Below are 23952 nucleotides of genomic sequence, written 5' to 3' on the forward strand. Positions count from 1 at the left end.
TCAAACCCTTCCCATGGCAAAGCCTTTGGCGATGTAATGCCGGACAAACCAGATCACGATGGCCCCCGGAACGATGGTCAGCACACCAGCTGCCGCCAACGTGGCCCAGTCCATGCCCGAGGCACTCACGGTGCGCGTCATGGTGGCCACAATCGGTTTGGCATTCACGCTGGTCAGGGTGCGTGCCAAAAGCAACTCCACCCACGAGAACATGAAGCAAAAGAAAGCGGCCACGCCCACCCCGGCCTTGATGAGCGGCAAGAAAATCATCACGAAAAAGCGCGGAAAACTGTAGCCGTCGATGTAGGCCGTTTCGTCAATTTCGCGCGGAATGCCGCTCATGAAGCCTTCCAGAATCCACACTGCCAGGGGCACGTTGAACAACAAATGCGCCATGGCCACGGCAATGTGCGTGTCCATCAGGCCCAGCGTGGTGTAGAGCTGAAAAAACGGCAGCAAAAACACGGCAGGCGGCGTCATGCGGTTGGTCAACAGCCAAAAGAAGATGTGCTTGTCGCCCAAAAAGCGGTAGCGTGAAAACGCATAAGCCGCAGGCAAGGCCACCGACACCGAAATTACCGTGTTGATGGCCACATAAATCAGGCTGTTGATGTAGCCCGAGTACCAGGACGGATCGGTGAAGATCGTCAGGTAGTTGCCCCAGGTGAAATGTTGTGGCCACAAGGAAAAACTCGACAGGATTTCCTCATTGGTCTTGAAGCTCATGTTGACCATCCAGTAGATGGGCAGCAAGGCAAAGACGATGTAGGCGGCCAGAAAAATCGACCGCTTGTGAAAACGCTGTTCATGCATGTGCGTGCTCCTTGTGGGCTGCGCCCAGGCTTTGCATCCAGTTGTAGAGGACAAAGCACAGCAGCAAGATGATGAGGAAATAGATCAGCGAAAACGCCGCCGCTGGCCCTAGGTCAAACTGCCCCACAGCCTTTTGCGTCAGGTACTGCGACAAGAAGGTGGTCGCAGTGCCGGGGCCGCCACCGGTCAGCACGAAAGGCTCGGTGTAAATCATGAAACTGTCCATGAAGCGCAGCAACACCGCAATCATCAGCACCTCGCGCATCTTGGGCAGCTGGATGTAACGGAACACCGCAAACTTGCTGGCGCCATCGATGCGGGCAGCCTGGTAATAGGCATCGGGAATGCTGCGCAAACCCGCAAAAGCCAGCAAAGCCACCAGCGGTGTCCAGTGCCACACATCCATGATCAACACCGTCAACCAGGCGTGAACCGGATCACCCGTGTAGCTGTAGTCAAACCCCAAAGCCTGCAAGGTGTGGCCCATCAAACCGATGTCGGCGCGGCCATAAATTTGCCAGATGGTGCCCACCACGTTCCACGGTATCAGCAGCGACAAGGCCACCAGCACCAGCACGGCCGAAGACTTCCAGCCCTGTGCGGGCATGGACAGCGCCAGTGCAATGCCCAGCGGAATTTCCACCGCCAGCACGGCCAGCGAGAACTTCAGCTGCCGCCACAGGGCGCCGTGCAACTCTTCGTCGCGCATCACGGCGGCAAACCACTCGGTGCCCACAAACACCCGGCGTTCGGGCGAAATAATGTCTTGCACCGAGTAGTTGACCACCGTCATCAGGGGCAGGATGGCTGAAAACGCCACACACACCAAGACAGGCAACACCAGCCACCAGGCTTTTTGATTGACGGGTTTTTCAGTCGCGTTCATGCCACCAGCTCCTCATTTTTGTAAAAGCAGGTGTGCGGCCCCAACACACGCAAAAACACCTGAGCCCCCACCTGCGGCGCCTGCGTTTGTGGTGCCAAGCGCACTTTCAGCATGACGCCCGCCACATCGCAAGTGACCATTTGGTAAGTGCCGATGTCTTGCACCTGGCGCACCGAGGCGGCCAAAGTGCCCGCCTCGGCCACCGCGGATACAGCCAGGTATTCCGGCCGAATGCCCAGCTTGAGGTCGCCTTCGGGCACCGCCAAGCCTTGCGGCACCTGCACCGCTTGGCCTTGCACGCTCAAATCGCCCCCAAACGCTTGCGCTGGTAAAAAATTCATGCCGGGCGAACCGATGAAATGCCCCACAAAGGTGTGCGCCGGACGCTCGAACAAGGCCTCTGCCGAGCCGACCTGCACCGCCTTGCCGCGCGTCATGACCACCACCTCTTCGGCAAAAGTCAGCGCCTCAACCTGGTCGTGCGTGACATAGATCAGCGTGAGCTTGAGTTCATGGTGAATCTGCTTGAGCTTGCGCCGCAGCTGCCATTTCAGGTGCGGGTCGATCACCGTCAGCGGCTCATCAAACAGCACGGCCGACACGTCCGAGCGCACCAGCCCTCGACCCAGTGATATTTTTTGCTTCTGGTCGGCCGACAAACCCGCTGCGCGCATGTCCAGTTGGTGGCTCATGTCCAGCATTTCGGCAATTTGGCCCACGCGCTGGCGGATTTGATCGGCGGGCACCTGGCGATTTTTGAGCGGAAACGCCAGGTTTTGCGCCACCGTCATGGTGTCGTAGATCACCGGAAACTGGAACACCTGCGCAATGTTGCGCGCTTGCGGGCTGCTGCGCGTGACATCGACCCCGTCAAACTTCACCGTGCCTTGCGAGGGCACCACCAGCCCCGACATGATGTTGAGCATGGTGGTTTTGCCGCAACCCGAAGGCCCCAGCAAGGCATAGGCCCCGCCATCACGGAACGTCATCTTCAGGGGCAGCAAGGCGTAATCCGTCTCCACCTGTGGATTCGGTTTGTAGGCATGTGCCAAGTCCAATTCAATTTGAGCCATCAGATCGCCCTCCCCTTGCGCACAGGCGCCATCACCAAGGGGCCTGCAGCATCAAACACATACACCTGCGAAGGCTGCAAAAACAAATGGATGTGTGCCCCCAGTTTGAAGTCGTGCACACCCGTGAGTTGCGCCACCAGATTGCCCACCGGGGTCTTGGCATGCACAAAGGTGTCCGAGCCGGAAATCTCTGCCAGCTCGACCACGCCCGGCAATTGCAGATCACCCGGCTCCCCCTGCACACGCAAGGCGCTGGCGCGTGCGCCCAAAACCACGTCTTTCGGTGCCGAAGCTGGCAAGGCCAAGGGCAGCTCAAAACCACCCGGCAAGACCACCCCCGTGGCGCTGGTCTGCGCAGGCAACAGGTTCATGGGCGGGTCACTGAATGCGCTGGCCACCTGGATGGAGGCCGGCTGATGAAACACCTCGGCAGTCGGGCCGTATTGCAACAAGTGTCCTTGGTGCAAGACAGCGGTGTAGCCCCCCAACAGCAAGGCCTCGGCCGGTTCGGTGGTGGCATAGACCACCGTCGAATCGCCTGTGGCAAACAACTGCGTCAACTCTTCGCGCAACTCCTCGCGCAGCTTGTAGTCCAGATTCACCAGCGGCTCGTCCAGCAGCATCAGCGGCGCATTTTTGGCTAAGGCCCGCGCCAAAGCCACCCGCTGCTGCTGCCCGCCCGACAACTCTGCGGGCAGGCGCTGCAAAAACATCTCGATGTGCAGCTTGGCCGCCAGCTCATGCACCCGTTGGGCCACATCTTTTTGCCCACGCAATTTCAGGGGTGAAGCAATGTTGTCAAACACCGTCATCGACGGGTAATTGATGAACTGCTGGTACACCATGGCCACATCGCGGCGGCGCACCGGCACGCCCGTCACATCTTGCCCATCCACCCGCACGCGGCCATGCGTGGGCGTGTCCAGCCCGGCCATGATGCGCATCAAACTGGTCTTGCCCGCCTGCGTTGCACCCAGCAAGACCGTGACCTGCCCTGGATGCAGCGCCAGGTTTTGCGGATACAGATGAACATGGCCCGAGACGGACTTACCCACCCCTTCCAGGCTCAGTTGCATGGCGCATCTCCGTGTTGAGAATTCAGGATCATTTGAGTTCCATTTTTTTTCGCTTCACGGATTTTATTGTTCGCTTGAGTTTTTTTATAGCCCGTATTTACCCTGTATACCCCTTTATATATGTTCGTTTATGTTCGAATACGCCCTATTGACTGAAAACACCATGGATTTGAACCCCCGACAATCAACCCTGATCGATGCCGTTCGATCACAAGGCCCCGTGACCATCGAAGCCCTGGCCGAACGTTTTGGGGTGACCTTGCAAACCGTGCGCCGCGATGTGCAGCGCTTGGCCGAAGCCGGTTTGCTCACCCGCTTTCATGGCGGCGTACGCCTGCCCGGCTCCACCACCGAAAACATTGCTTACCGCCAACGCCAGGCCATGCAATCGGCAGGCAAGCTGCGCATCGCCAAAGCCATGGCCCAGCGCATACCCAACGGCTGTTCGCTGATCATGAACATCGGCACCACCATCGAAGCCGTAGCCCATGAACTGCACAACCACAGGGGCTTGCGCATCATCACCAACAACTTGCACATCGCCGCGCTGATGAGCACACACCGCGACTGCGAAGTCATCGTGGCCGGGGGGCTCGTGCGCGGCAGCGACCAAGGCATCGTGGGCGAAGCCACGGTGGACTTCATTCGCCAGTTCAAGGTCGACATTGGCCTGATTGGCATCAGCGGCATCGAAGCCGACGGCACCCTGCGCGACTACGACTACCGCGAAGTCAAGGTGGCCCGCACCATCATTGAACATGCCCGCGAAGTCTGGCTGGCCGCAGACCACAGCAAATTCAACCGCCCGGCCATGGTCGAGCTGGGCCACTTGCGCGACATTGACGTGCTATTCACCGACGAAGCCCCCCCCGCCAGTTTTACCGACCTCATGACACAAGCCCATGTGGAATGCGTCACGGCCGCCCTCCAATGACCCTCTGAGGATTTTTCATGCGCTACCTCCTCGCCCTGGACCAGGGCACCTCCAGCTCACGCAGCATCGTGTTTGACCAGGACGGCCAAGTGGTGGCCATGGCCCAGCGCGAGTTCCGGCAGATTTACCCCCAACCCGGCTGGGTCGAGCACGACCCGCAGGAAATCTGGTCCTCGCAGCTGGCCACCGTGCATGAAGTGCTGGCCAAAGCCGAGCTCAAGGCCAGCGACATGGCGGCCATCGGCATCACCAACCAGCGCGAGACCACCGTGGTGTGGAACCGCCGCACGGGAGAGCCGATTTACAACGCCATCGTCTGGCAAGACCGCCGCGCCGAACCCACCTGCGCCGCCTTGCGCGTACAAGGCCACGAAGACACGGTGCTGAGCAAAACCGGGCTGCGCATCGACGCCTATTTTTCTGGCACCAAACTGCAATGGATCCTGGACCAAGTACCAGGCGCCAGAGCCCTGGCCGAACAAGGCGAGCTGGCCTTTGGCACAGTCGACAGCTGGCTGATCTGGAAGCTCACCGATGGCCGCTCGCATGTCACCGATGTGAGCAACGCCGCCCGCACAATGCTGCTGAACATCCACACCAACACCTGGGACAGCGAGTTGCTCAATTTGCTGAACATCCCTGACGCGCTCATGCCTCGGGTCTTGCCCTCCAGTGCCCACTTTGGCGACACCACAGCCGCGCTGCTGGGCGCCAGCTTGCCCATTGGCGGTGTGGCCGGTGACCAGCAAAGCGCCTTGTTCGGCCAGGCCTGCTTCACCCCCGGCATGGCCAAAAACACTTATGGCACCGGCTGCTTCATGCTCATGCACACCGGCAACACCTTTCAGCGCAGCCAAAACGGCCTGATCACCACCTCGGCCGCTCAGGCCTCCAGCACCCCGCAATACGCACTCGAAGGCAGCGTCTTCATTGGTGGCGCCGTGGTGCAGTGGCTGCGCGACGGCCTGCGGGCCATCTCCAGCAGCGGCGAGGTCGAAGGTCTGGCCCACAGCGTGCCCGACGCCGGGGGCGTCATGTTCGTGCCCGCCTTCACCGGCCTAGGCGCGCCTTATTGGGACGCCGAAGCCCGCGGCGCCATTGTCGGGCTCACGCGAGGCTCCACCGTGGCCCACATTGCACGCGCCGCACTCGAAAGCATCGCCTTCCAAAGCGCTGCCCTGCTGCACAGCATGAACCGCGACGCCGTGGCCGGTGGCGGCGTGGCCGTGACCGAATTGCGCGTGGACGGCGGCGCTTGCGTCAACGACCTCTTGATGCAAATCCAGGCCGACTTGCTGGGCATTCCGGTGGTGCGCCCTGCCGTGACCGAAACCACCGCCCTGGGCGCCGCCTATCTGGCTGGTCTGCACGCTGGCGTGTACAACAGCTTGGAGGAATTGAGCCAGCAGTGGCGCGCCGACCGCACCTTCTACCCCACCTTGCCCAGAGAACAGGCCCAAGAGCGCATGGACCGCTGGGAGCGGGCTGTACGTCAGGCCACTGCCCGGTGACCCCCTCGTTCAGCACCCCTGCATAAGCAGCGACAATTCCGAGTCCCCTCGCCGGGTGCCAAGCGCCTAGCCCGTCCCACAAAGCACACGACTGAACATCCCATGTCTCACTCCTCACAACACATCGCCTTCATCGGCGGCGGCAACATGGCCAGCGCCATCATCGGCGGCCTGATCCGCCAAGGCATGAAACCCACACAGATCACCGTGGTCGAGCCCTTTGCTGACACGGCCGCCAAGCTGCTCAAGGACTTTGGCATCACGGCACTGCCCTCGGCAGGCCCGGCGCTGGCACGGGCAGACCTTGTGGTCTGGGCGGTCAAACCCCAAATCTTCAGCGAAGCGGCCGCCCCCGTCATGGCGCACACCAGCAAGGCGCTGCACCTGTCGGTGGCCGCAGGCATCCGCACCGACAGCATCTGCCGCTGGGTGGGCACCGATCGGGTGGTGCGCTGCATGCCCAACACACCCGCACTGGTGGGCCAAGGCATGACCGCGCTGTTTCCTTGCGCCAGCGTCACGGCGGCCGACCAACAGCTGGTGGAGCAAGTCATCGGCACCACGGGGCAATACCTGTGGGTTGCAGAAGAATCCCAACTGGACGCGGTGACCGCCTTGTCGGGCTCAGGTCCGGCCTATGTGTTTTATTTCCTCGAGGCCATGACCGAAGCCGGTGTGGGCATGGGCTTGAGCGCGGCACAAGCCTACCAACTCGCGGTGGCCACATTTTCGGGTGCATCGTCTTTGGCGGCAGCATCGACCGAATCCCCCGAAGTGCTGCGCCAGCGGGTCACTTCCAAGGGTGGCACCACCTACGCAGCACTCACCGCCATGGAGGCTGCAGGCATCAAACCCGCCTTCATCAAAGCCATGCAAGCCGCTCAGGTGCGGGCTGGCGAGTTGGGTGACGAGTTCGGCAAAGCCTGAGCGAATAGGGCTCAGGTCAAGGACAACACCACGCCCACAAAAACGCTGAAGCCCAGCCAGTGGTTCAGTCGAAAGGCTTTGAAGCAGCCCTCGCGGCTGCGCTGGCGGATCAAGCTGTGGTGCCAGACCACTTGGCCTGCCGAGACCGCCAAGGCCAGCCAGAACCCCAGCCCTTGCTCAGGCGCGTTCAAAAGCCACGCCCAGATGGCCAGGTACGCGCCATAAAAACTCATGATGGCGGGCACATCGTGCTCGCCCAAGGTGATGGCCGAGGTCTTCATGCCGATCTTCAAGTCATCGTCGCGGTCCACCATGGCGTATTCGGTGTCGTAAGCCAAGACCCAAAACAGATTGCCCACCAGCAGTGCCCAAGCCAATGCAGGCACCTGCCCCTGCACAGCAGCAAACGCCATCGGGATGCCGAAACTGAAGGCCACGCCCAGCACCGCTTGCGGCATGGAGACATAACGCTTGGCATACGGGTACGCCAAGGTCACGGCCAAGGCCGCGAAAGACCAAGCGATGGTGACGCTGTTGGTCGTCAGCACCAAACCAAACGCGCACAGCGCCAGCACCGCCCCCACAGCCAAAGCTTCTTGGGTGCCGATGCGGCCACTGGTGACGGGGCGGTTGGCCGTGCGCTTGACGTGCTTGTCAAAGTCACGGTCGGCCACATCGTTGATGCAACAGCCCGCGCTGCGCATGAGGATGGTGCCCAAGGTAAACACCGCGATCAAATGCCAGCCCGGAAAGCCGCCTGCCGCCACCCACAAAGCCGCCAGCGAAGGCCAGAGCAACAACAACCAGCCCGCAGGCCGGTTCCAGCGGATCAAATCCAGGTACAGCTTGATTTTCTCGGTCATGGCGCAATTATCCGCGTCCCAATGCAGCGGCCGTACAGCGAGCCTTGTAGGTCGGCGCTTCAGCCTCGACAAAGACCCGTGCGGCTCACTCACCTTTCGGGGCTGAAGCCGCCGACCTGCGGGGAAGTCACGACAGGCGCGTCACGCCGGGCAAGGCGCAGGCATACACCGCATTGCGCAAAGCAGCGATCGCCTCATAGCGGGTGAAGCTGCGCCGCCAGGCCAACACCACACGGCGCGTGGGCGGCAGGCCGCCATGCGGATCGACGATGGGCAGATAGCGCACATGGGCATCGCCATTGACCGACTTCTTATCGGGCTGGGCCCAAGCCTCTTCGGGCACCGACAAACGCGGCACCAAGGTCACGCCCATGCCGGCGGCCACCATGTGCTTGATGGTCTCCAGCGACGAGCCTTCAAAGCTTTTTCGGATGCCCTCGGTGCGGCTGGAAAACCGCGCGAACTCCGGACACACCTCGAGCACATGGTCGCGAAAGCAATGCCCATTGCCCAAGAGCAGCATGGTTTCGTCCTTGAGCTGGTCGGTGGTCAGCGAAGCCTCTCCCGCCAAAGGGTGCGCGCGCGGCAAGGCCGCCACAAAGGGCTCGTCGTACAGCGGCGCTTGGGCCAGTCCCGTGTCCGGAAAAGGCTCGGCCAAGATCGCGCAATCGATCTCGCCGGTGCGCAGCATCTCCAGCAAACGCACTGTGAAGTTCTCTTGCAGCATGAGCGGCATCTGCGGTGTGCGTGTGATCACCTGGCGCACGAGATCAGGCAACAAATAAGGGCCGATGGTGTAGATCACGCCCAGCCGCAAAGGGCCAGACAGCGGGTCTTTGCCACGCTTGGCGATTTCTTTGATCTCGGCGGCCTGCTCCAGCACGCTTTGCGCTTGGCGCACCACCTCGTCACCCAGTGCCGTGACCGACACTTCGCTTGCGCTGCGCTCGAAGATCTTCATGTCCAGCTCTTCTTCGAGCTTCTTGATCGCCAGCGACAGGGTGGGCTGCGACACGTGACAGGCCTCAGCGGCCTTGCCAAAGTGTTTTTCGCGGGCCACGGCCACGATGTATTTGAGTTCGGTCAGGGTCATGGCCGTATTGGAACATCAAGCTTTGAGGTACTCGGATTTCCCGCCCAACCAGCGGCCTATGTGGCGCTCGGCCAAGTGCGGGTGCTGGTCCAGCATCTGCGGCGCCAAGGCGCGGGCCCACTCCAGCAAGGGCGTGTCCGTCTCCAAATCGGCAAAGCGCAGCAAGGGCGCACCCGACTGGCGTGCCCCCAAAAACTCGCCGGGCCCCCGGATCTCTAGATCGCGCCGGGCGATCTCGAAACCGTCGTTGGTCTCGACCATGGCGCGCAAGCGCTCACGCGCAGTCTCGCTCAAGCGCCCGCCTTCGGGCGTGCCGTACAGCAGCACACAGGCCGACGCCGCCGCACCGCGCCCCACCCGGCCGCGCAACTGGTGCAACTGGGAGAGGCCAAAGCGCTCGGCATGCTCGATCACCATCAGCGAGGCATTGGGCACATCCACCCCCACCTCGATCACCGTGGTGCTGACCAGCACACCCATGACACCTGCGGTGAACAGGTCCATCACCGCCTTTTTTTCGGCCACGGGCATGCGCGAGTGCAGCAGGCCCACCATCACGCCCGGCAGCGCCTCGCTCAGGTCGGCATGGGTTTGCGTCGCGTTGGTCAGGTCCAGCGCTTCGCTTTCTTCGATCAGCGGGCAGACCCAATACACCTGCCGGCCTTGCTGCAGCTGCGCCCCGATGCGCTCGACCACCTCGTGGCGGCGGTGGTCCGACACCACCCGCGTGACGATGGGCGTGCGCCCGGGCGGCAGCTCGTCAATCACCGACACATCCAAGTCGGCGTAATAGCTCATGGCCAGGGTGCGCGGAATGGGCGTGGCCGTCATCATCAGCATGTGCGGCTCCATGCCGCCTTCTTGCATCTTGCCGCGCAGCGCCAGGCGCTGCGCCACACCAAAGCGGTGCTGCTCGTCGATCACGGCCAGCGCCAAATTTTTGAACTTGACGTGCTCCTGAATCACCGCGTGGGTGCCCACCACCAGCGCGGCTTCGCCCGACTCGATCATCGCCAACATGGCCGCGCGTTCTTTCTTCTTCTGGCTGCCAATCAGCCAAGCGACCTTGACGCCCAAAGGCTCCAGCCAGCCCACCAGCTTGGCAAAGTGCTGGGTGGCCAAAATTTCAGTGGGGGCCATCAGGGCGCATTGCCAACCGGCATCGACCGCCACCATGGCCGCAAGCGCCGCGACCACCGTTTTGCCCGCACCCACATCGCCTTGCAGCAAGCGGTGCATGGGCACCTGGCGGGCCAGGTCTTGAGCGATCTCACGGCCCACGCGCTGCTGGGCATTCGTGAGGCCAAAAGGCAATGCCTTGAGCAGCTGGCCATACAAACCCTGGGCTTGGTGCTTCAGGGCGGGGGCGCGCAACAAATCGCGCTCGCGCTTGGCCGTCAGCTGCGACAACTGCTGGGCCAGCAACTCCTCGCATTTGAGGCGAATCCAAGCCGGATGGCTGCGGTCCTCGAGGGCGGCGAGCGACACATCGGGCGTGGGGTGGTGCAAGAACTGCAAGGCCTCGCGCAGCGACAAGGCGCCACGGCGGTCCGGCCAAGCGATGCCGGGGGGCAAGGTCTCGCTCAGGTCCGCATGGTTCAGACCATTGATCACGGCGCGACGCAAATACGGTTGCGCCAGTCCGGCCACTGTGGAGTACACCGGCGTCAGGGCCTCGGCCAAAGTGCCGCCTGCCGCCTTGAAGCTGGGGTGCATCATGGTCAGGCCCATGAATCCGCCACGCACCTCGCCACGCGCCCGGATGCGGTTGCCCACCGCCAGCGCCTTTTGCTGCGAGGGGTAGAAACTGAAAAACCGCATCACACAGGTGTCTGAGCCGTCGTCCACCGTCACCAGCAGCTGGCGGCGCGGCCGCATGGAGATCTCGCAAGCCGTGACGGTGGCCTCGATCTGCGCGGTATCGCCCTCGCGCACATCGCGCAGCTTGACGATGCGGGTCTCGTCCTCGTAACGCAAAGGCAGGTGCAAAGCCAGATCGATGTCACGCACCAAGCCCAGCTTGATCAGCGCTTTTTGAGGCGCAGACAGCGTTTTGGCGGGGGTGGCAGCAGGCTTGGCGGGCATGGGGTGATTGTGCCGCGAAGCCAGGCCCACCGTTCACAGCTTTTCGGTCTCGCCCACCTTGGGCTGCCACTTCATCAAACGCTTTTCGATGAGGCCCACCAAAGCGTCGATGGCCAGGGCAAAGACCGTCAGCACCAGGATGCCGGCCATGACGGTGTTGATGTCGAAACTGCCTTCGGCTTGCAGGATCAAGTAGCCCACGCCTTGGCTGGAGCCCAGGTACTCGCCCACCACGGCGCCCACAAAGGCCAGGCCCACCGAGGTGTGCAGCGAGCTGAACACCCAACTGGTGGCGCTGGGCAGGTACACGTGGCGCAGCAACTGGCGCTGGCTGGCGCCCAACATGCGGGCATTGGCCAGCACCACGGGGCTGACTTCCTTGACGCCTTGGTACACATTGAAGAACACGATGAAAAACACCAGCGTCACGCCCAGCGCCACTTTGGAGCCGATGCCCAAACCAAACCACACCGAAAAAATCGGCGCCAAGATGATGCGGGGCATGGCGTTGAGCGCCTTGATGTAGGGCTCCAAAATGGCCGAGGCCATGGGCGAGAGCGCCAGCCACAAGCCGCCCAAGAGCCCCGTGCTCGCGCCAATGGCAAACGCCAGCAGGGTCTCGATGAGCGTGATGCCCAGGTGCTGGTAGATGTTGGCATCGCCCACAAACCAAGTCCAGATGCGTTCAAATATCTGCACCGGCTCGCCAAAGAAAAACGCCGCTTGCCGGTCGTTGTCGAACATGAAGGGCGGGATCAGCCCCGGCTGCGTCAGCACATGCCAGACCACAAACAAGAGCACCAGCAAGCCCAACTGCCACAGGCGCAATGTGGCTTTGCGGGGTTTGATCAGGTTCCAAACAGTGGACATCATGGGGGACACTCAGTTCGCTTTTTGCAGTTGTTGTTGGTAGCCCTTGAGCACTTCTTCGCGCAGCACCGCCCAGATGGCCTGGTGCAGTTCCATGAAGCGGGGTGTCATTTTGATTTCAGCCACATCGCGCGGGCGCGGCAAATCGATGGTGAATTCGCCAATCGGGTGCGACGCGGGCCCCGCACTCAAGATCACCACACGGTCGCTCATGGCAATGGCTTCGTCCAGGTCGTGCGTGATGAACAGCACCGACTTCTTTTTGGACTGCCAAAGCGCCAGCAACTCGTTTTCCATCAGCTGACGGGTTTGGATGTCGAGCGCAGAAAAGGGCTCGTCCATCAAGATGATGTCCGGGTCCATCACCAGGGTCTGCGCCAGGCTGGCACGCTTGCGCATGCCGCCGCTCATTTGGTGCGGATAACGGTCGCCAAAGCCGCCCAGGCCCACACGGCGCAGCCAATCTTCGGACTGCGCTTGTGCGGTGCTTTTGTCCACACCGCGAAAGGTCAGCCCCGCCATCACGTTTTGCAAAGCGGTGCGCCAAGGCATCAGGCTTTCGGCTTGGAACATGTAGCCCGCGCGGGCATTCACCCCCGTCAAGGGTTCGCCATAAATGTGGACCGAGCCTTGGCTTGGCTGCAACAAACCGGCCGCCATGTTGAGCAAGGTGCTCTTGCCGCAACCGGTGGGGCCCACCACGCTGACGAACTCGCCATCGGCCACCGTGAGCGACACGTTTTCCACAGCGGTGTAGCGCTGCCCCGGCGCATCGGGGCTGACAAAGGTGCAGGCCACACCCTGCAGCGCGATCGATGGCAGGTTCACATCAGCCCTTGGGGTATTTGGCGTTGGCTTTTTTCACGAAGTCGTTGGTGTAGACCGCGTTCAGGTTCAACTTGGCGGCAGCCAGTTTGTCGTCCACACTGGCCAGCGCCCTGAAGGCGGTCTCTGCGCCCTTGGCCGGGAAGCTGCCGTCCACCGACATGGCTTGCTTGGCAGCCAAAAAACCTTCGATGTAAACCGCCCGGTCGCCCAGCAAATAGCTCTCGGGCACGGCCTTGATGATGTCTCCGCCCCCGGCTTGCTGAATCCATTTGTTGGCTCGAACCATGGCATTGGCCAGCGCTTGCGCGGTGTGGGGGTGTTTGTCCAGGAAAGGCTGGGGCGCATACAGGCACCCGGCTGGCATGGGCCCGCCAAACACCTTTTCGGCCTCGGCCATGTTGCGCGTGTCGGTCACGATTTTCATGTCGCCCGAACGGGTCAAGAGGGTGATGACCGGGTCCAGATTGCTCATGGCATCGATCTGCCCGGCGCGCATAGCGGCCACGGCGCCGCTGCCTGCCCCCACGCCCACAAAGCTCACATCGCTGGGCTTGAGACCCGCTTTGGCCAACACGAAGTTGGCCAGCACATTGGTGGAGCTGCCTGGCGCTGTGACGCCGATTTTTTTGCCCTTCAAGTCCGCCACCGTTTTGAAGTTGGGCAGGGTCTTGGGATTCACACCCAGCACGATCTGGGGCGCCGCGCCCTGCAACACGAAGGCCCGCATGGGCTGGCCCTTGAACTGCATGTTGATGGTGTGCTCAAACGCGCCCGAGACCACGTCGGCACTGCCGCCCACCACCGCCTGCAAGGCACGCGAGCCGCCCGCAAAGTCCACGATGGTCACGTCCAGGCCTTCGGCCTTGAAGTAGCCCAGCTGCTCGGCAATGGTCAGGGGCAGGTAATAAAACAGGTTCTTGCCGCCCACGGCGATGGTGAGCTTGGGCTTTTCAAGCGCTTGCGCTTGGGCCAGTTGGGGCAAAGCGGTGGCGGCCATGCTGCCGACCATGAAGTCACGGCGGGTGAAGGGCATTTTCTTGTCTCCGAATGAGGCCCAGCCAAGGCACTGGATGGTTGCGCATGCAGTCTAATCCAAGTGCCCGTGCATTCCCTCGTCCATTGACGCACTTGAACGGACCAACCCCCCATTTGAACGTGAGAAAATCACGTCCTTCTTCAACTTCGAACGGGCCTGTCCGGCCCTGAAGCATGACTGCCTCAGTTTCCTCCCCCCGCGAATTCACCCTCAGTGACTTCGACTTCGAACTCCCCACCGAACTGATTGCTCAGCACCCTGCCGCAGAGCGCAGCGGCTCTCGCTTGCTCGACGGCTCATCGCCTGCGCTTGTCGACCGCATCTTCAAGGCGCTACCAGGCCTTTTGAACCCCGGCGACTTGCTGGTCTTCAACGACACCAAGGTGGTCAAGGCACGCATCTTTGGCGAGAAATCCACGGGCGGCAAACTCGAATTGCTGATCGAGCGCGTGCTGCCCGGCCACCAGGTGGTAGCGCACATGAAGGTCAGCAAAAAGCCCCTGGTCGGCGGCAAGATGTTCATGATGGGCGGCGCGCACAACGGCGGTTTTGACGCCACTCTGTTGGGCCGTTGGCCCGATGAAAACGGTCAGTTGTTTCACTTGCAACTGAGCGACGAGCCGCATGCACTGATGGAAAAGCACGGCCATGTGCCCTTGCCGCCCTACATCGAACACACCGACACCGCAGAAGACGCACAGCGCTACCAGACCGTGTTCGCGCGAGCACCAGGCGCGGTGGCAGCGCCCACCGCCGCGCTGCACTTTGACGAGGCCTTGCTGGCCGCGCTGGAAGCACGTGGCGTGAAGCGCGCCAGCGTGACGCTGCATGTGGGTGCGGGCACCTTCCAGCCCGTCAAGACCGAGAACATCGCCGAGCACACCATGCACAGCGAGTGGTACGAGGTGCCCGAAGCCACACAAAAGGCCATTGCCGACTGCAAAGCACGTGGCGGCCAAGTGGTGGCGGTGGGCACAACCACCGTGCGCACGCTGGAGTCGTGGGCCAAGTTCGGCCAAGCCAGCGGTGACACACAGATCTTCATCACACCAGGGTTTGAATTCAAAGTGGTGGACCGACTGATTACCAACTTTCACCTGCCCAAAAGCACGCTGATGATGCTGGTGAGCGCCTTTGCGGGGTATGAGCACATCATGGGGCTGTATCGGCATGCGATTGCCAAGCAATACCGCTTCTTCAGCTATGGGGATGCGATGCTGCTGACACGCACACCGCAGCTCTGAAGCCCCAACCGATCCCTACAATCCTTGCCATGCTCCAATTCGACCTGCTCAAAACCGACCCCTCCAGCCACGCCCGCCGCGGCACGCTGACCCTGAACCATGGCGTGGTGCAAACGCCGATCTTCATGCCGGTCGGGACGTACGGCACCGTCAAAGGCGTGATGCCGCGCAGCCTGCACGAGATGGGCGCGCAGATCATTTTGGGCAACACCTTCCATTTGTGGATGCGCCCGGGTCTGGACATCATGAAAGGCTTTGGCGGCCTGCACCAGTTTGAAAAGTGGGACAAACCCATCCTGACCGACTCGGGCGGGTTTCAAGTCTGGTCGCTGGGCGAGATGCGCAAGATCACCGAAGAAGGCGTGACCTTTGCCAGCCCCGTGAACGGCGACAAGCTCTTCATGTCGCCCGAAGTGAGCATGCAGATCCAGACGATCTTGAACTCGGACATCGTGATGCAGCTCGACGAGTGCACGCCTTACGAGACCAAGGGACACCTGACGACCGAAGCCGAAGCCCGCAAGTCGATGGAAATGAGCCGCCGCTGGGCCGTGCGTTCCAAAGACGAATTTGCACGCTTGGAAAACCCCAACGCGCTGTTTGGCATTGTGCAAGGCGGCATGTTTGAAAACCTGCGCCAGGAATCGCTCGATGCTTTGGTGGAAATGGACTTTCCGGGTTACGCGATCGGCGGCGTGAGCGTGGGCGAGCCCAAGGACCTGATGCTGCAGATCATGGCGCACACGCCCCACCGCCTGCCTGCGAACAAACCGCGCTACCTGATGGGCGTGGGCACGCCCGAAGACCTGGTGCAAGGCGTGGCCGATGGCGTGGACATGTTCGACTGCGTGATGCCCACCCGCAACGCCCGCAACGGCACGGTCTTCACCCGCTATGGCGACCTGAAGCTGCGCAACGCCCGCCACAAAACCGACCCACAACCATTGGACAGCACTTGCACCTGCCATGCCTGCGCAGGTGCATCCGGCGTGTCTTGGGACCAAGGCGGACGTGATGGTTTCAGCCGCGCTTACTTGCACCACCTGGACCGCTGCGGCGAAATGCTCGGCCCCATGCTGACCACCATCCACAACCTGCACTACTACCTGAACCTGATGCGCGAAGTGCGCGAGTCGCTGGACGCGGGCCAGTTCTCGCAATTCCGGGCACAGTTCAAGAGCGACCGCGCACGCGGCGTCTGACCACGCAGGTCGGACATTCAGGTCCGACTACCCCATTCAATCGGTGGTGAACACCGTGAGCACACCGGTGTAGCCATACAGGTGGTGCCGCGCGATCTCGCCAGCGGCAAAAAAGCCCACCAGGGGCACGTCACCCAGGGCGTGGCGGATGATTTGCAGCTCGGCACTCGGCCCGCCAAAGTGGGGGCCGCCCCGGCCAGTACAGCTGACATAGACCGCGCCTGCGATGCGCTTGCCTGCTTGTGGCAGGGTGGGCACGGGGTCGTCGCTGAAGGCGTTGATGGCTTCGATCGACAGCATCTCGGGTTCGAGCTCTTCGCGAATTTCGGCGCACACCCGCACCAGATCGGCACGGGCAGCGTGCACATTGCGCTGGCAAAACGTCAGCCGCATGCCGGGCGCCAGGTGTTCGGCCACGGCCACGCCTTGGCGCATCGGGTCCAGGCCCACGATGTGGCGAACCAACACATCATTGCCTAAATTGCCTGCGCGGCCCACGCCAGACTGCCCGGCAGGACTCAAGCCCACCAAGGTTGAGCGCACCACAGGGATGGCTTTTTGCGGCTCGCTCAGGCTGATCTTCAACGCGTCCAGCATCACATCGAGTGCGGGCTGGCCATCGAGCTTGAGCACCACATGGCGGTCGGCCTCGGTGACTTCGTGCTCGGCTGCAATGGGCTGGCAGCCTTGCGTGACGCGCGACAGCAAACCCACCCGCGAAGAAAAGGCCACGCCACTCAAACCGCCTTCAAACACGCCCCCGGCTGCCAGCGTTTGCGGCTGGTCAGCGCTGATGGCGAACTGCACACTGCGGGTGCGGCTGGAGGTCAAGCCGCCAAACACATAGCCCTGCTGGGTGCGCCCAGCCATCTCGGTGATCAGCTCGGCCAGATCGGGCGTGGCAGGATCGGCATGCACCAGCGCGGCATCGGCCCAATCGGCCGGCAAGGGCGAGACGCCCGAAAACACGCGGTAGTGCGCGGGTGCCACATTGCACAGCATCACGGCCAGCGCTGGCTCGTCAAAGTATTCGGCGTTGTTGACCGCGATGCCCACGCCCACCGTGCCGGCCCAGTCGGTGACTTCGGGCAGCGCCTGGCGCAAATGGTCGAGCACGGCTTGCGCATCTTGGGCGTAATGGTCGGTGATGTAGACCAGCGCCAGCCGAGGCTCAGGGGCGTAGTCGGGCAAGGTCATTTGCGCCCGCAGCTGGGCCAACACCAAGCCTGCGGCCATGCGCCACTGCGGGTGGGTGGCGTGGCCGTAGGGGAACAGCTTCATGGGGTCTTGCGCTTGGGGGCGGCTTGGCGAGACGCCGCTTTGGCCGCGGGCTTCTTGGCGCTGGTGGCTTTTTGGGCAGGCGCTTTTTTGGCCGCTGGCGCCTTCTTCGCTGGGGCGGTTTTGCTGCCTGATTTGTTGGCCGATTTGGCCGTCATGCCAGCCTTCATGGCTTCTGCGGCCACGTCTTTCACGGCGGCAGCGGCAATGTCTTGGAACTGCTGGGTCAAAGCACCCCACCACTGCATCGGGTCCACCGCAGGCTTGGCCGCGGGTTTTTCGGTTGCGGATTCTTGTGGCGCCTCTTCGGGTTCGGGTTCTGGCTCGGGTGCAGCTTGTGGTGCAGCTTGAGGCGCTGGTGCAGGCTCTGCCGCAGGCTGAGCGGGCGGCTTGGCCGTGAAGGCCTTGGCCAAATCGGCCATGCTCACGTTCATGCTTTGCAAGGTGGACAGCGTCATTTTCTGCACCTCCATCGCCTGGATGGTCGCCTTGAGCGCCGTGGTGTTTTGCTCCAGCCAGAACAGCACCGACTTGAGTTCTTGGATGCGCTTGTCGATCTCTTCGACGCTGAGCGTGGGCGCGACCCAGCTGGCCATGCCGGGCACGGCGCCCGTGCCCGCTGCAGGGGCCGCTTGCGCGGCGGTCTTGGACAGGTTTTGCAAGAAGTCAAAACCTGGCACAAATTTGCCAAAGCCGAAGGCGGATGCGTCGCTCATGGGGGTCTCCTCGAAGGGGTGTTGAGCGAAGCTTAAACGATGAAGCTTTCAGATGGCGCGCTGGCCCAGCTTACCGAGAGGCCAGCCATCGCTGGAGCATTGCTGGCGGCGGCGGGCCGATCACCCTTTGGGTCTGGCCTTTGGCGTCCACCAGCACCACATAGGGCGTGACGTTGGGCCAGGCCGGATCCACCGCCTGACGGATGGCAGGCTCAAAGCCGTCAAACGCATACATCTTCGTCATGCCCTTGAAGTGCGTGGCGTGGCGCAGTGCCTGCGGGCCTGCCACGTCCATCATGACGGCATTCAGTTCGGGTTTGTCTTTGCGCTGTTGCACCGCCTTGTGCAGCACCGCAAACGCGGCCGGGCACGTGCTGCAATACGAGGTGGTGAACAAATAAGCCGCAGGGCGTGGGCCGTGTTGCAAGGCATGCGCCCAGGTGGTCTCATCGAAAGGCAGCACCGTGCGCTGCGCAGCGGTGGTGGGATGTCCTAGCGCGTGCGCGTGCTGGTGTGCTTGCGCCAAAACCGCCGAGGAACTCAGGCCAAGCGCAGAGGCGCAGAGGGCCAGCACCGTGGATTTAAAAACGGAGGTCATGGACTTGCGTCTCCTGTGTGTTGCGCCACACCACCACCATGCGTGCGCCGCTTTGGGCCAAGCGGGGGTGGTCGTTGTAGCCCGTGGCTTGACCCAGGGTTTTGAGGGTGAAGTTCTGCCCGCCATCGGTGGACAGCCAGGCTTTGAGAGAGGTCACAGCGCCTTCGCTGCTGCGCCAGACCACGGCCACGTTTTGGCCATCGGCCAGCACATCGGCGTGCTCAGCCCGGGCGTCAGGCAAGACCCGCACCGTGTCGGGCAAGGGCTCACCTTGCGGGTTCAAGCGGGCATAGCGCACAGCGGCTTGGTCTTGACCGTTCACTTTGCGGATACCAAACCAAACGGTGTGGTAACCCGCTTGCGCCCCCCCCACATTGGCCGCCAAGCCGGGGCCGTGGTGCGGGCAAGCGTTGATCTGCCAGTCGTCGTGCGTGCTGCGGGTGATGCGGTTGGCGGGCGCCCCTACGCTGGCAAAAGCATGGTCACGCGTGCTGCTGTCGAACACATGGCGCCATGTGGCTTGCAACTGGCCTTGCGGGTTGCGGGCCAAGCCAATGCGGCAGCACTCGCAAGAGTGGTCGGCCACTTTGGTATCTGGGCCAAAGGTCTGACCACCGTCTTGGGACTCGTTGCGGTAAATCGCAGCGCCTGCATATTTTTGGGCCGAGCCTTTGGGCGGCTGGTCGCGCTTGTCCACCCACAGTGTGTGCAAGACGCCTTGCGCGTCAAAGGCCACCGACTCAAAACGGTGGGTAATCTCCTGCCGGTCCTGGTGCACCGTGAAGGGCGCACTGAAGGTTTGCCCACCATCGCTGCTGCGCAGCATGCGGATGAAGCCTGTGTAGGGCTTGGCCAGCGGCATGGTGTAGCTGATCACGGCCCAGCCCTTCGGGCCAAATTCAATCTTGGGGCGGCTTTCGCCATCGGCGGCAATCGCGTCAGAGCCGGTGTTCAAGATGCGTGCTTCGCTCCACTGCAATGTGCCACCCAAGGGCGTGCTTTGCACAAAGAGTTGCGCCTGCGCATTCAAGCCCACCACCCACAAGCGGCCATCGGGCGCAATCGCTGCGCCCGTGGCCAGTTGCGGGCGTTGGTGGCGGGCGTGCTGTGCGGGTTTGCTGGCGGTGTCTTGCGCCACAGCTTGCGGCCATGTGCACAGTCCTGTCATCGCAATGCCCAACACTGCGCAGCAACGGTTCAAGAAGTTCATGGTTGGATTGACCCAGAAGTTTGGATGAAAAAAAAGCTTGCGATGTCGTCGTCATGATGCCGCCAATCATCGCAAGCCTTGGCGTGGATCAGCGTTGACCCAAGTGTTTGGTCACGCCCAGCATCACACTGCGCGGCGCACCTGCGGCGTAGGTGTTTTGCGTGTTGGGTGTGTAAGCGCCGCTTTTGTAGCTGCTGGACGCGTTGTCCGAGTACAGCTTGTCCGTCAAGTTACGCACCTGGCCCCAGACTTCCCAGCCATCAGACAGCTTGTGGCTGGCCGTCAGGTTGAGCAGGGTGTGGCCCGCATAACGCACGGTGTTGGCGTTGTTCATCCAGTAGCTGCCTTGCTTGACCAAGCCCAGCGCCACGCGCGAAGCGGGTGTGAACTTCCAGCCGACTTGGGCGGTGATGGTGTGGTTGGGCGCCTGCGGCATGTCTTTGCCCGAATAGTCTTCGATGGCACCCACTTTGTCGCTCACGCGGTAAGACACAAAAGTGTGCTCGGCCCAGGTCGCGCCCACACGCCAATCCCATGCGCGCAACTCTTGATTCAAGCTCAGCTCCAAGCCTCGGCTGCGGGTGTTGCCCGCGTTCTTGTTGTAACTGTCCCCAATTGCAGAGGTGTAAGACACGATGGTGTCTTTGCCACTGAGCTGGTAGAGCGCCGAATCGAGGCGAATGCCCGAAGGCAGCAAGGCACGCCAGCCCACTTCGACGTTGTCGTACGTGGCTGAATTCAACTCAGGGATGGCGGTCTTGCCGTACAGCTGGCTGACCTCAGGCGGTGTGAAGCCCATGCTCAGGTTGCTGTACAGGCTGCTGGTGGGGCTGAGGGCATAAGTCGCACCCAGCTTGGGGCTGAACTTGGCAAAGCCGCGCACCTCGTTGGCGGCACCGTAGTTGGCCCCGGGTGTCAGGTTGTTTTTGAAGTCGTAGCGGATGCTGTCATAACGGCCACCGGCCACCAAACGCAAGCGCTCACTGGGACTGAATTCGAGCTGTGCAAACGCGGCATCGTTGGCAATGCCCGCGCCGTAGTTGCGCACACCGCTGGGGTTGGCCACGCTGTTCAAGGTGTAGCTGACATAACGACCTGTGGGCACATCGCGCACCACGGCCAAGTTGTCCGACACATAGTCATTTTGGCTGCGGTCGATGTAGACGCCTGTGACCAAGCGGGCACGCAGCCAGTCGAGCTTTTGTTCGTGCTTCACGTCCACGCCCAGCGACTCCACGTGGTTGTTGTTGATCGTTCCAGCAACGAACCCATTCGGCAAATAAGTAGCCGGTTGTGCGGATGATGCCGCGCAACGCTTACTGGGGTCGGTTGGTGCACCACAATTTTTAATCGTGTAGTTGGGCAATTGGCCGTGGTCGTTGTTACGGGCAAACAGCGTCACCGTGGTCAAGCCGCCTTGGGTGGTTTCGCCTTCCCAGGCCAAGTTGGCACGGGTGGTTTTGTCTTTGCGCCAGGTGAAGGTGTTGATGCTTTTGCCGGGGTTGCTGCGGAAGTCGTTTTCAAACAAGCTGCCGGGTGTGTCCGAGTCCAGATGGGTGTGCACCAGCGAGGCACGCAACCAGGACTTGTCGCCCAAGTTGTAGTCGCCACGCAGGGTGAAAGAGTCTTTTTTGCCGCCGCTGTACTGCTGCCAGTTGTTGGCGTCGCGTTGTGAGCTGTAGTGCGAAAACCGCAGACCCAAATCGCCCCAGGTGCTGCTTGCGCCCGAGTCCACACGCGTGAAGCCATCGGTGTTGTCGTGGCGAATGCCCACATAGCCGGTGGGCGTGCGGGAAGGTTTTTGCGTCAAAAAGTTGACCGCGCCACCCACCGCGTTGCTGCCGTACAGCGACGAGGCCGCACCTTTGACCACCTCCACACCGCCCGAGCCGTTCATGTTGTTTTCGTTCAGGGCGTTGTGGTTGAACACGCCCAAGGGACGGATCGGGATGCCGTCTTCCAGGTACTGGTACACCGCGTTGGTGCTGATGGGCTGGCGAATGGCCATGCTGTGCTGCTCATTGCCCAAATCGTTCCAGTGCACGCCTGGAATGCGGTTGATGATCTCGCCCACCGACTTGGGCTTATCGGCATCCCACTGGGCACGGCTCACGGCCCCAATGGACACGGGGGTTTCGGACAATTTGGTTTCAGAGCGTGAGCCCGACACCACGATGGTGTCCAGCGCAGGCGCGGTTTGGGCCACCGCAGCGGCGCTGATGCTGGCGAACAGGCCGAACACGGCCAATGACAAAGGAGAAAGAGAGAGGGAATTTTTCATGACAAGTTTTCAATCGATCGGTCGCCATCGGCCGCGCAGGCCAGTGGCATCAACATGGGCCCAGCACCCGAGGGTGCGAAGCGCATGGCTGCTTGGATCAATAGAAAACAGGCGGCCCGCGAGAGGGCAATGGCGGCGCAGTGCGGGCCAACAGCAAGGCCTCGGGCAAGGCCTGGACGATATGTGCACGAGCATCCGGCACATGGGCCAAAGCGGCCACCGTGGGCGGCGGCAGTGCGGGTGTGGCGTGGGCGCACAGCGGGCAGTCCATGCTGCTGCTCAAGGGGGCGGCGTCACCCTCGCCTTGCACCACCACCTTCATGATGCCCATGGTGGAGCACACCACCTCCATGGCTTTGGGCTGCAGCGTGGCAGCCAAAACCGAAACGCCGACGAACAGTACGTACCAAGCCAGCACCCAGCGGGCGCACAGGCGACGTGTTGATGCCAGCTTGAACATGGCCGCTGTTGCGTTCTAGTCGTGGAGCAAGCGTTTCAATGCTTGTGCATGTGGCCTTCGCCATGCTTCATCGCTGGTGCCGCCGCCATGCGGGCAGGGGCTTTGACTTCGATGGTTTGGCGCTTGCCGTCCTTGCCTTCGACCACCAGGGTCACGGGCACGGTGTCACCGTCTTTGACCTGGCCTTTCAGGTCCATCAGCATGACGTGGTAGCCGCCGGGCTTGAGGTCCACCGCTTTGCCAGCGGGCAAGGCCAGGCTGGGCACCGCACGCATTTTCATGACGCCGCCGTCCATGGCCATCTCGTGCACCTCGACCACACCGGCCACAGGCGACTGGGCCGAGATCAACTTGGCGTCTTGCGCCGACTGCAGCTGCATGAAAGCACCGGTGGCTTTTTGTTGGGTCACGGTGGCACGCACCCAGGCGTCTTTGACGGTGACTTGCGCTTGGACAGCGAGGGCCGACATCAGGACGGCAAAAGAGACAGCAAGGCGTTTCATGGCGAACTCCAGTCTTAAATTACAAAGGGAAAAAGCACTGACGGTGCGCTGCACAAGCGCCACCGGCACATCAGCCTTGGGCAAGCCATGCTGCGGCTGACCCTCAAGCTGAAAATGGTTCAGGCGAAAGCGGGGGGGGCTCGGGCCTGCCAAGGCTGCCCGATGAGCGCGGCCAGACGGGCTTGCGGGATGGCTTGGAGCGCATGCGACAAGCCTGCAGGGGCTTGGGCTTGTGGCGCGACACCCGAAGGTGCCCCCAAAGGCATGCACAAAGGGCAGTCCATGCTGCTGCCGGGCGGGGTCTGGTCGCCAGCGCCATCGACCATTTTCATGCCCATGACCGAGCAAACCATTTGGGTCTCGACGGGCTTGACCAGCGGCGACGCCACCGAAGCCCCGATGAACAACGCGAACCACACCAGCACGAGGCGGGTGAGCAGTTGGGCGTTGCGCAGGGTTTGCATG

The 23952-nt window shown here is 62.0% G+C and carries 23 protein-coding genes; 5 read left to right on the forward strand and 18 right to left on the reverse strand.

Annotation, left to right across the window (positions count from 1 at the left end; genetic code table 11):
- The 4 genes from QLQ16_RS11310 to QLQ16_RS11325 are packed head-to-tail and all read right to left on the reverse strand — an operon-like array spanning position 1 to position 3848.
- Positions 1–813 carry a carbohydrate ABC transporter permease gene (locus QLQ16_RS11310; protein WP_090140298.1) on the reverse strand — a complete coding sequence of 271 codons (813 nt, stop codon included), beginning with the start codon at positions 811–813 and terminating at the stop codon, positions 1–3.
- Entirely contained in the window at positions 806–1699 is an 894-nt protein-coding gene (locus tag QLQ16_RS11315) for a carbohydrate ABC transporter permease (RefSeq protein ID WP_053172546.1), read from the reverse strand. Before QLQ16_RS11315 ends, QLQ16_RS11310 begins: the two co-directional genes overlap by 8 nt.
- Positions 1696–2772 (reverse strand): ABC transporter ATP-binding protein, encoded by a 1077-nt coding sequence (locus QLQ16_RS11320; protein ID WP_283224788.1) that lies wholly within the window; start codon positions 2770–2772, stop codon positions 1696–1698. The genes QLQ16_RS11315 and QLQ16_RS11320 overlap by 4 nt, the downstream gene beginning before the upstream one ends.
- Complete coding sequence (locus tag QLQ16_RS11325) at positions 2772–3848, reverse strand: ABC transporter ATP-binding protein (RefSeq protein WP_283224789.1); 1077 nt, start codon at positions 3846–3848, stop codon at positions 2772–2774. The genes QLQ16_RS11320 and QLQ16_RS11325 overlap by 1 nt, the downstream gene beginning before the upstream one ends.
- A gap of 163 nt (positions 3849–4011) precedes the next feature.
- Between QLQ16_RS11325 and QLQ16_RS11330 the strand changes: the two genes are divergently transcribed.
- The 3 genes from QLQ16_RS11330 to proC all read left to right on the forward strand — a co-directional run bounded on the left by QLQ16_RS11330 (position 4012) and on the right by proC (position 7220).
- Positions 4012–4782, forward strand: coding sequence for a DeoR/GlpR family DNA-binding transcription regulator (locus QLQ16_RS11330; protein ID WP_283224790.1), 771 nt, complete (start codon positions 4012–4014; stop codon positions 4780–4782).
- Positions 4783–4799: 17 nt separating this feature from the next.
- Positions 4800–6293 (forward strand): glycerol kinase GlpK, encoded by a 1494-nt coding sequence (gene glpK, locus QLQ16_RS11335; protein ID WP_283224791.1) that lies wholly within the window; start codon positions 4800–4802, stop codon positions 6291–6293.
- Between the two features lie 102 nt (positions 6294–6395).
- Complete coding sequence (gene proC / locus QLQ16_RS11340; protein WP_283224792.1) at positions 6396–7220, forward strand: pyrroline-5-carboxylate reductase; 825 nt, start codon at positions 6396–6398, stop codon at positions 7218–7220.
- An 11-nt stretch (positions 7221–7231) separates the two neighbouring features.
- Here proC and ubiA read toward each other — a convergent pair whose 3' ends face one another.
- The 6 genes from ubiA to QLQ16_RS11370 form a co-directional block, all read right to left on the reverse strand.
- On the reverse strand, positions 7232–8083 hold the full coding sequence (gene ubiA, locus QLQ16_RS11345) for a 4-hydroxybenzoate octaprenyltransferase (RefSeq protein ID WP_283224793.1): 852 nt from the start codon (positions 8081–8083) through the stop codon (positions 7232–7234).
- 127 nt (positions 8084–8210) lie between these two features.
- A complete protein-coding gene (locus tag QLQ16_RS11350) occupies positions 8211–9176 on the reverse strand; it encodes a LysR substrate-binding domain-containing protein (RefSeq protein WP_283224794.1) in 966 nt (321 codons plus the stop codon).
- Positions 9177–9191: 15 nt separating this feature from the next.
- On the reverse strand, positions 9192–11261 hold the full coding sequence (gene recG / locus QLQ16_RS11355; RefSeq protein WP_283224795.1) for an ATP-dependent DNA helicase RecG: 2070 nt from the start codon (positions 11259–11261) through the stop codon (positions 9192–9194).
- 33 nt (positions 11262–11294) lie between these two features.
- Positions 11295–12131, reverse strand: a complete 837-nt coding sequence (locus QLQ16_RS11360; RefSeq protein WP_283224911.1) for an ABC transporter permease — start codon at positions 12129–12131, stop codon at positions 11295–11297.
- Between the two features lie 12 nt (positions 12132–12143).
- On the reverse strand, positions 12144–12959 hold the full coding sequence (locus tag QLQ16_RS11365; RefSeq protein ID WP_283224796.1) for an ABC transporter ATP-binding protein: 816 nt from the start codon (positions 12957–12959) through the stop codon (positions 12144–12146).
- A gap of 1 nt (position 12960) precedes the next feature.
- Positions 12961–13956, reverse strand: a complete 996-nt coding sequence (locus QLQ16_RS11370) for an ABC transporter substrate-binding protein (RefSeq protein ID WP_431310413.1) — start codon at positions 13954–13956, stop codon at positions 12961–12963.
- A gap of 212 nt (positions 13957–14168) precedes the next feature.
- Here QLQ16_RS11370 and queA point away from each other — a divergent pair, with 212 nt between their 5' ends.
- Positions 14169–15239 carry a tRNA preQ1(34) S-adenosylmethionine ribosyltransferase-isomerase QueA gene (gene queA, locus QLQ16_RS11375; protein WP_283224797.1) on the forward strand — a complete coding sequence of 357 codons (1071 nt, stop codon included), beginning with the start codon at positions 14169–14171 and terminating at the stop codon, positions 15237–15239.
- A gap of 29 nt (positions 15240–15268) precedes the next feature.
- The gene (gene tgt / locus QLQ16_RS11380) at positions 15269–16441 is read left to right on the forward strand and encodes a tRNA guanosine(34) transglycosylase Tgt (RefSeq protein ID WP_283224798.1); all 1173 of its coding nucleotides are present in this window, start codon (positions 15269–15271) and stop codon (positions 16439–16441) included.
- Positions 16442–16477: 36 nt separating this feature from the next.
- On the opposite strand, the gene QLQ16_RS11385 is transcribed toward tgt, so the two are convergent.
- From QLQ16_RS11385 to QLQ16_RS11420, 8 genes are all read right to left on the reverse strand, one after another.
- Positions 16478–17722, reverse strand: a complete 1245-nt coding sequence (locus QLQ16_RS11385) for an FIST signal transduction protein (RefSeq protein WP_283224799.1) — start codon at positions 17720–17722, stop codon at positions 16478–16480.
- Entirely contained in the window at positions 17719–18435 is a 717-nt protein-coding gene (locus tag QLQ16_RS11390; RefSeq protein ID WP_283224800.1) for a PhaM family polyhydroxyalkanoate granule multifunctional regulatory protein, read from the reverse strand. Before QLQ16_RS11390 ends, QLQ16_RS11385 begins: the two co-directional genes overlap by 4 nt.
- A gap of 70 nt (positions 18436–18505) precedes the next feature.
- Positions 18506–19033 carry a thioredoxin domain-containing protein gene (locus QLQ16_RS11395; protein WP_283224801.1) on the reverse strand — a complete coding sequence of 176 codons (528 nt, stop codon included), beginning with the start codon at positions 19031–19033 and terminating at the stop codon, positions 18506–18508.
- On the reverse strand, positions 19017–20243 hold the full coding sequence (locus QLQ16_RS11400; RefSeq protein WP_283224802.1) for a hypothetical protein: 1227 nt from the start codon (positions 20241–20243) through the stop codon (positions 19017–19019). The genes QLQ16_RS11395 and QLQ16_RS11400 overlap by 17 nt, the downstream gene beginning before the upstream one ends.
- A gap of 88 nt (positions 20244–20331) precedes the next feature.
- A complete protein-coding gene (locus QLQ16_RS11405) occupies positions 20332–22524 on the reverse strand; it encodes a TonB-dependent receptor family protein (RefSeq protein ID WP_283224803.1) in 2193 nt (730 codons plus the stop codon).
- Between the two features lie 97 nt (positions 22525–22621).
- Positions 22622–22984 carry a DUF2946 family protein gene (locus QLQ16_RS11410; RefSeq protein WP_283224804.1) on the reverse strand — a complete coding sequence of 121 codons (363 nt, stop codon included), beginning with the start codon at positions 22982–22984 and terminating at the stop codon, positions 22622–22624.
- Positions 22985–23019: 35 nt separating this feature from the next.
- Positions 23020–23487: a copper chaperone PCu(A)C gene (locus tag QLQ16_RS11415; RefSeq protein ID WP_283224805.1), complete on the reverse strand. Its 468-nt coding sequence runs from the start codon at positions 23485–23487 to the stop codon at positions 23020–23022.
- A 119-nt stretch (positions 23488–23606) separates the two neighbouring features.
- Positions 23607–23951: a DUF2946 family protein gene (locus QLQ16_RS11420; protein WP_283224806.1), complete on the reverse strand. Its 345-nt coding sequence runs from the start codon at positions 23949–23951 to the stop codon at positions 23607–23609.
- Position 23952 lies beyond the last annotated feature (1 nt).

The organism is Limnohabitans lacus, from assembly GCF_030053395.1.
GTDB classification, from domain to species: Bacteria; Pseudomonadota; Gammaproteobacteria; order Burkholderiales; family Burkholderiaceae_C; genus Limnohabitans_A; species Limnohabitans_A lacus.

Bases quoted from the DNA above. Each gene is read 5' to 3' on its own strand.
- QLQ16_RS11370 (WP_431310413.1), bottom strand. From the start codon at position 13,956: ATGGCCGCCACCGCTTTGCCCCAACTGGCCCAAGCGCAAGCGCTTGAA.
- tgt (WP_283224798.1), top strand. From the start codon at position 15,269: ATGCTCCAATTCGACCTGCTCAAAACCGACCCCTCCAGCCACGCCCGC.
- QLQ16_RS11415 (WP_283224805.1), bottom strand. From the start codon at position 23,487: ATGAAACGCCTTGCTGTCTCTTTTGCCGTCCTGATGTCGGCCCTCGCT.
- QLQ16_RS11400 (WP_283224802.1), bottom strand. From the start codon at position 20,243: ATGAACTTCTTGAACCGTTGCTGCGCAGTGTTGGGCATTGCGATGACA.
- QLQ16_RS11350 (WP_283224794.1), bottom strand. From the start codon at position 9,176: ATGACCCTGACCGAACTCAAATACATCGTGGCCGTGGCCCGCGAAAAA.
- QLQ16_RS11325 (WP_283224789.1), bottom strand. From the start codon at position 3,848: ATGCAACTGAGCCTGGAAGGGGTGGGTAAGTCCGTCTCGGGCCATGTT.
- QLQ16_RS11360 (WP_283224911.1), bottom strand. From the start codon at position 12,131: ATGTCCACTGTTTGGAACCTGATCAAACCCCGCAAAGCCACATTGCGC.
- QLQ16_RS11405 (WP_283224803.1), bottom strand. From the start codon at position 22,524: ATGAAAAATTCCCTCTCTCTTTCTCCTTTGTCATTGGCCGTGTTCGGC.
- QLQ16_RS11395 (WP_283224801.1), bottom strand. From the start codon at position 19,033: ATGACCTCCGTTTTTAAATCCACGGTGCTGGCCCTCTGCGCCTCTGCG.
- QLQ16_RS11315 (WP_053172546.1), bottom strand. From the start codon at position 1,699: ATGAACGCGACTGAAAAACCCGTCAATCAAAAAGCCTGGTGGCTGGTG.
- recG (WP_283224795.1), bottom strand. From the start codon at position 11,261: ATGCCCGCCAAGCCTGCTGCCACCCCCGCCAAAACGCTGTCTGCGCCT.
- QLQ16_RS11390 (WP_283224800.1), bottom strand. From the start codon at position 18,435: ATGAGCGACGCATCCGCCTTCGGCTTTGGCAAATTTGTGCCAGGTTTT.
- QLQ16_RS11330 (WP_283224790.1), top strand. From the start codon at position 4,012: ATGGATTTGAACCCCCGACAATCAACCCTGATCGATGCCGTTCGATCA.
- QLQ16_RS11410 (WP_283224804.1), bottom strand. From the start codon at position 22,984: ATGTTCAAGCTGGCATCAACACGTCGCCTGTGCGCCCGCTGGGTGCTG.
- ubiA (WP_283224793.1), bottom strand. From the start codon at position 8,083: ATGACCGAGAAAATCAAGCTGTACCTGGATTTGATCCGCTGGAACCGG.
- QLQ16_RS11385 (WP_283224799.1), bottom strand. From the start codon at position 17,722: ATGAAGCTGTTCCCCTACGGCCACGCCACCCACCCGCAGTGGCGCATG.
- glpK (WP_283224791.1), top strand. From the start codon at position 4,800: ATGCGCTACCTCCTCGCCCTGGACCAGGGCACCTCCAGCTCACGCAGC.
- QLQ16_RS11320 (WP_283224788.1), bottom strand. From the start codon at position 2,772: ATGGCTCAAATTGAATTGGACTTGGCACATGCCTACAAACCGAATCCA.
- QLQ16_RS11310 (WP_090140298.1), bottom strand. From the start codon at position 813: ATGCATGAACAGCGTTTTCACAAGCGGTCGATTTTTCTGGCCGCCTAC.
- proC (WP_283224792.1), top strand. From the start codon at position 6,396: ATGTCTCACTCCTCACAACACATCGCCTTCATCGGCGGCGGCAACATG.
- queA (WP_283224797.1), top strand. From the start codon at position 14,169: ATGACTGCCTCAGTTTCCTCCCCCCGCGAATTCACCCTCAGTGACTTC.
- QLQ16_RS11420 (WP_283224806.1), bottom strand. From the start codon at position 23,951: ATGCAAACCCTGCGCAACGCCCAACTGCTCACCCGCCTCGTGCTGGTG.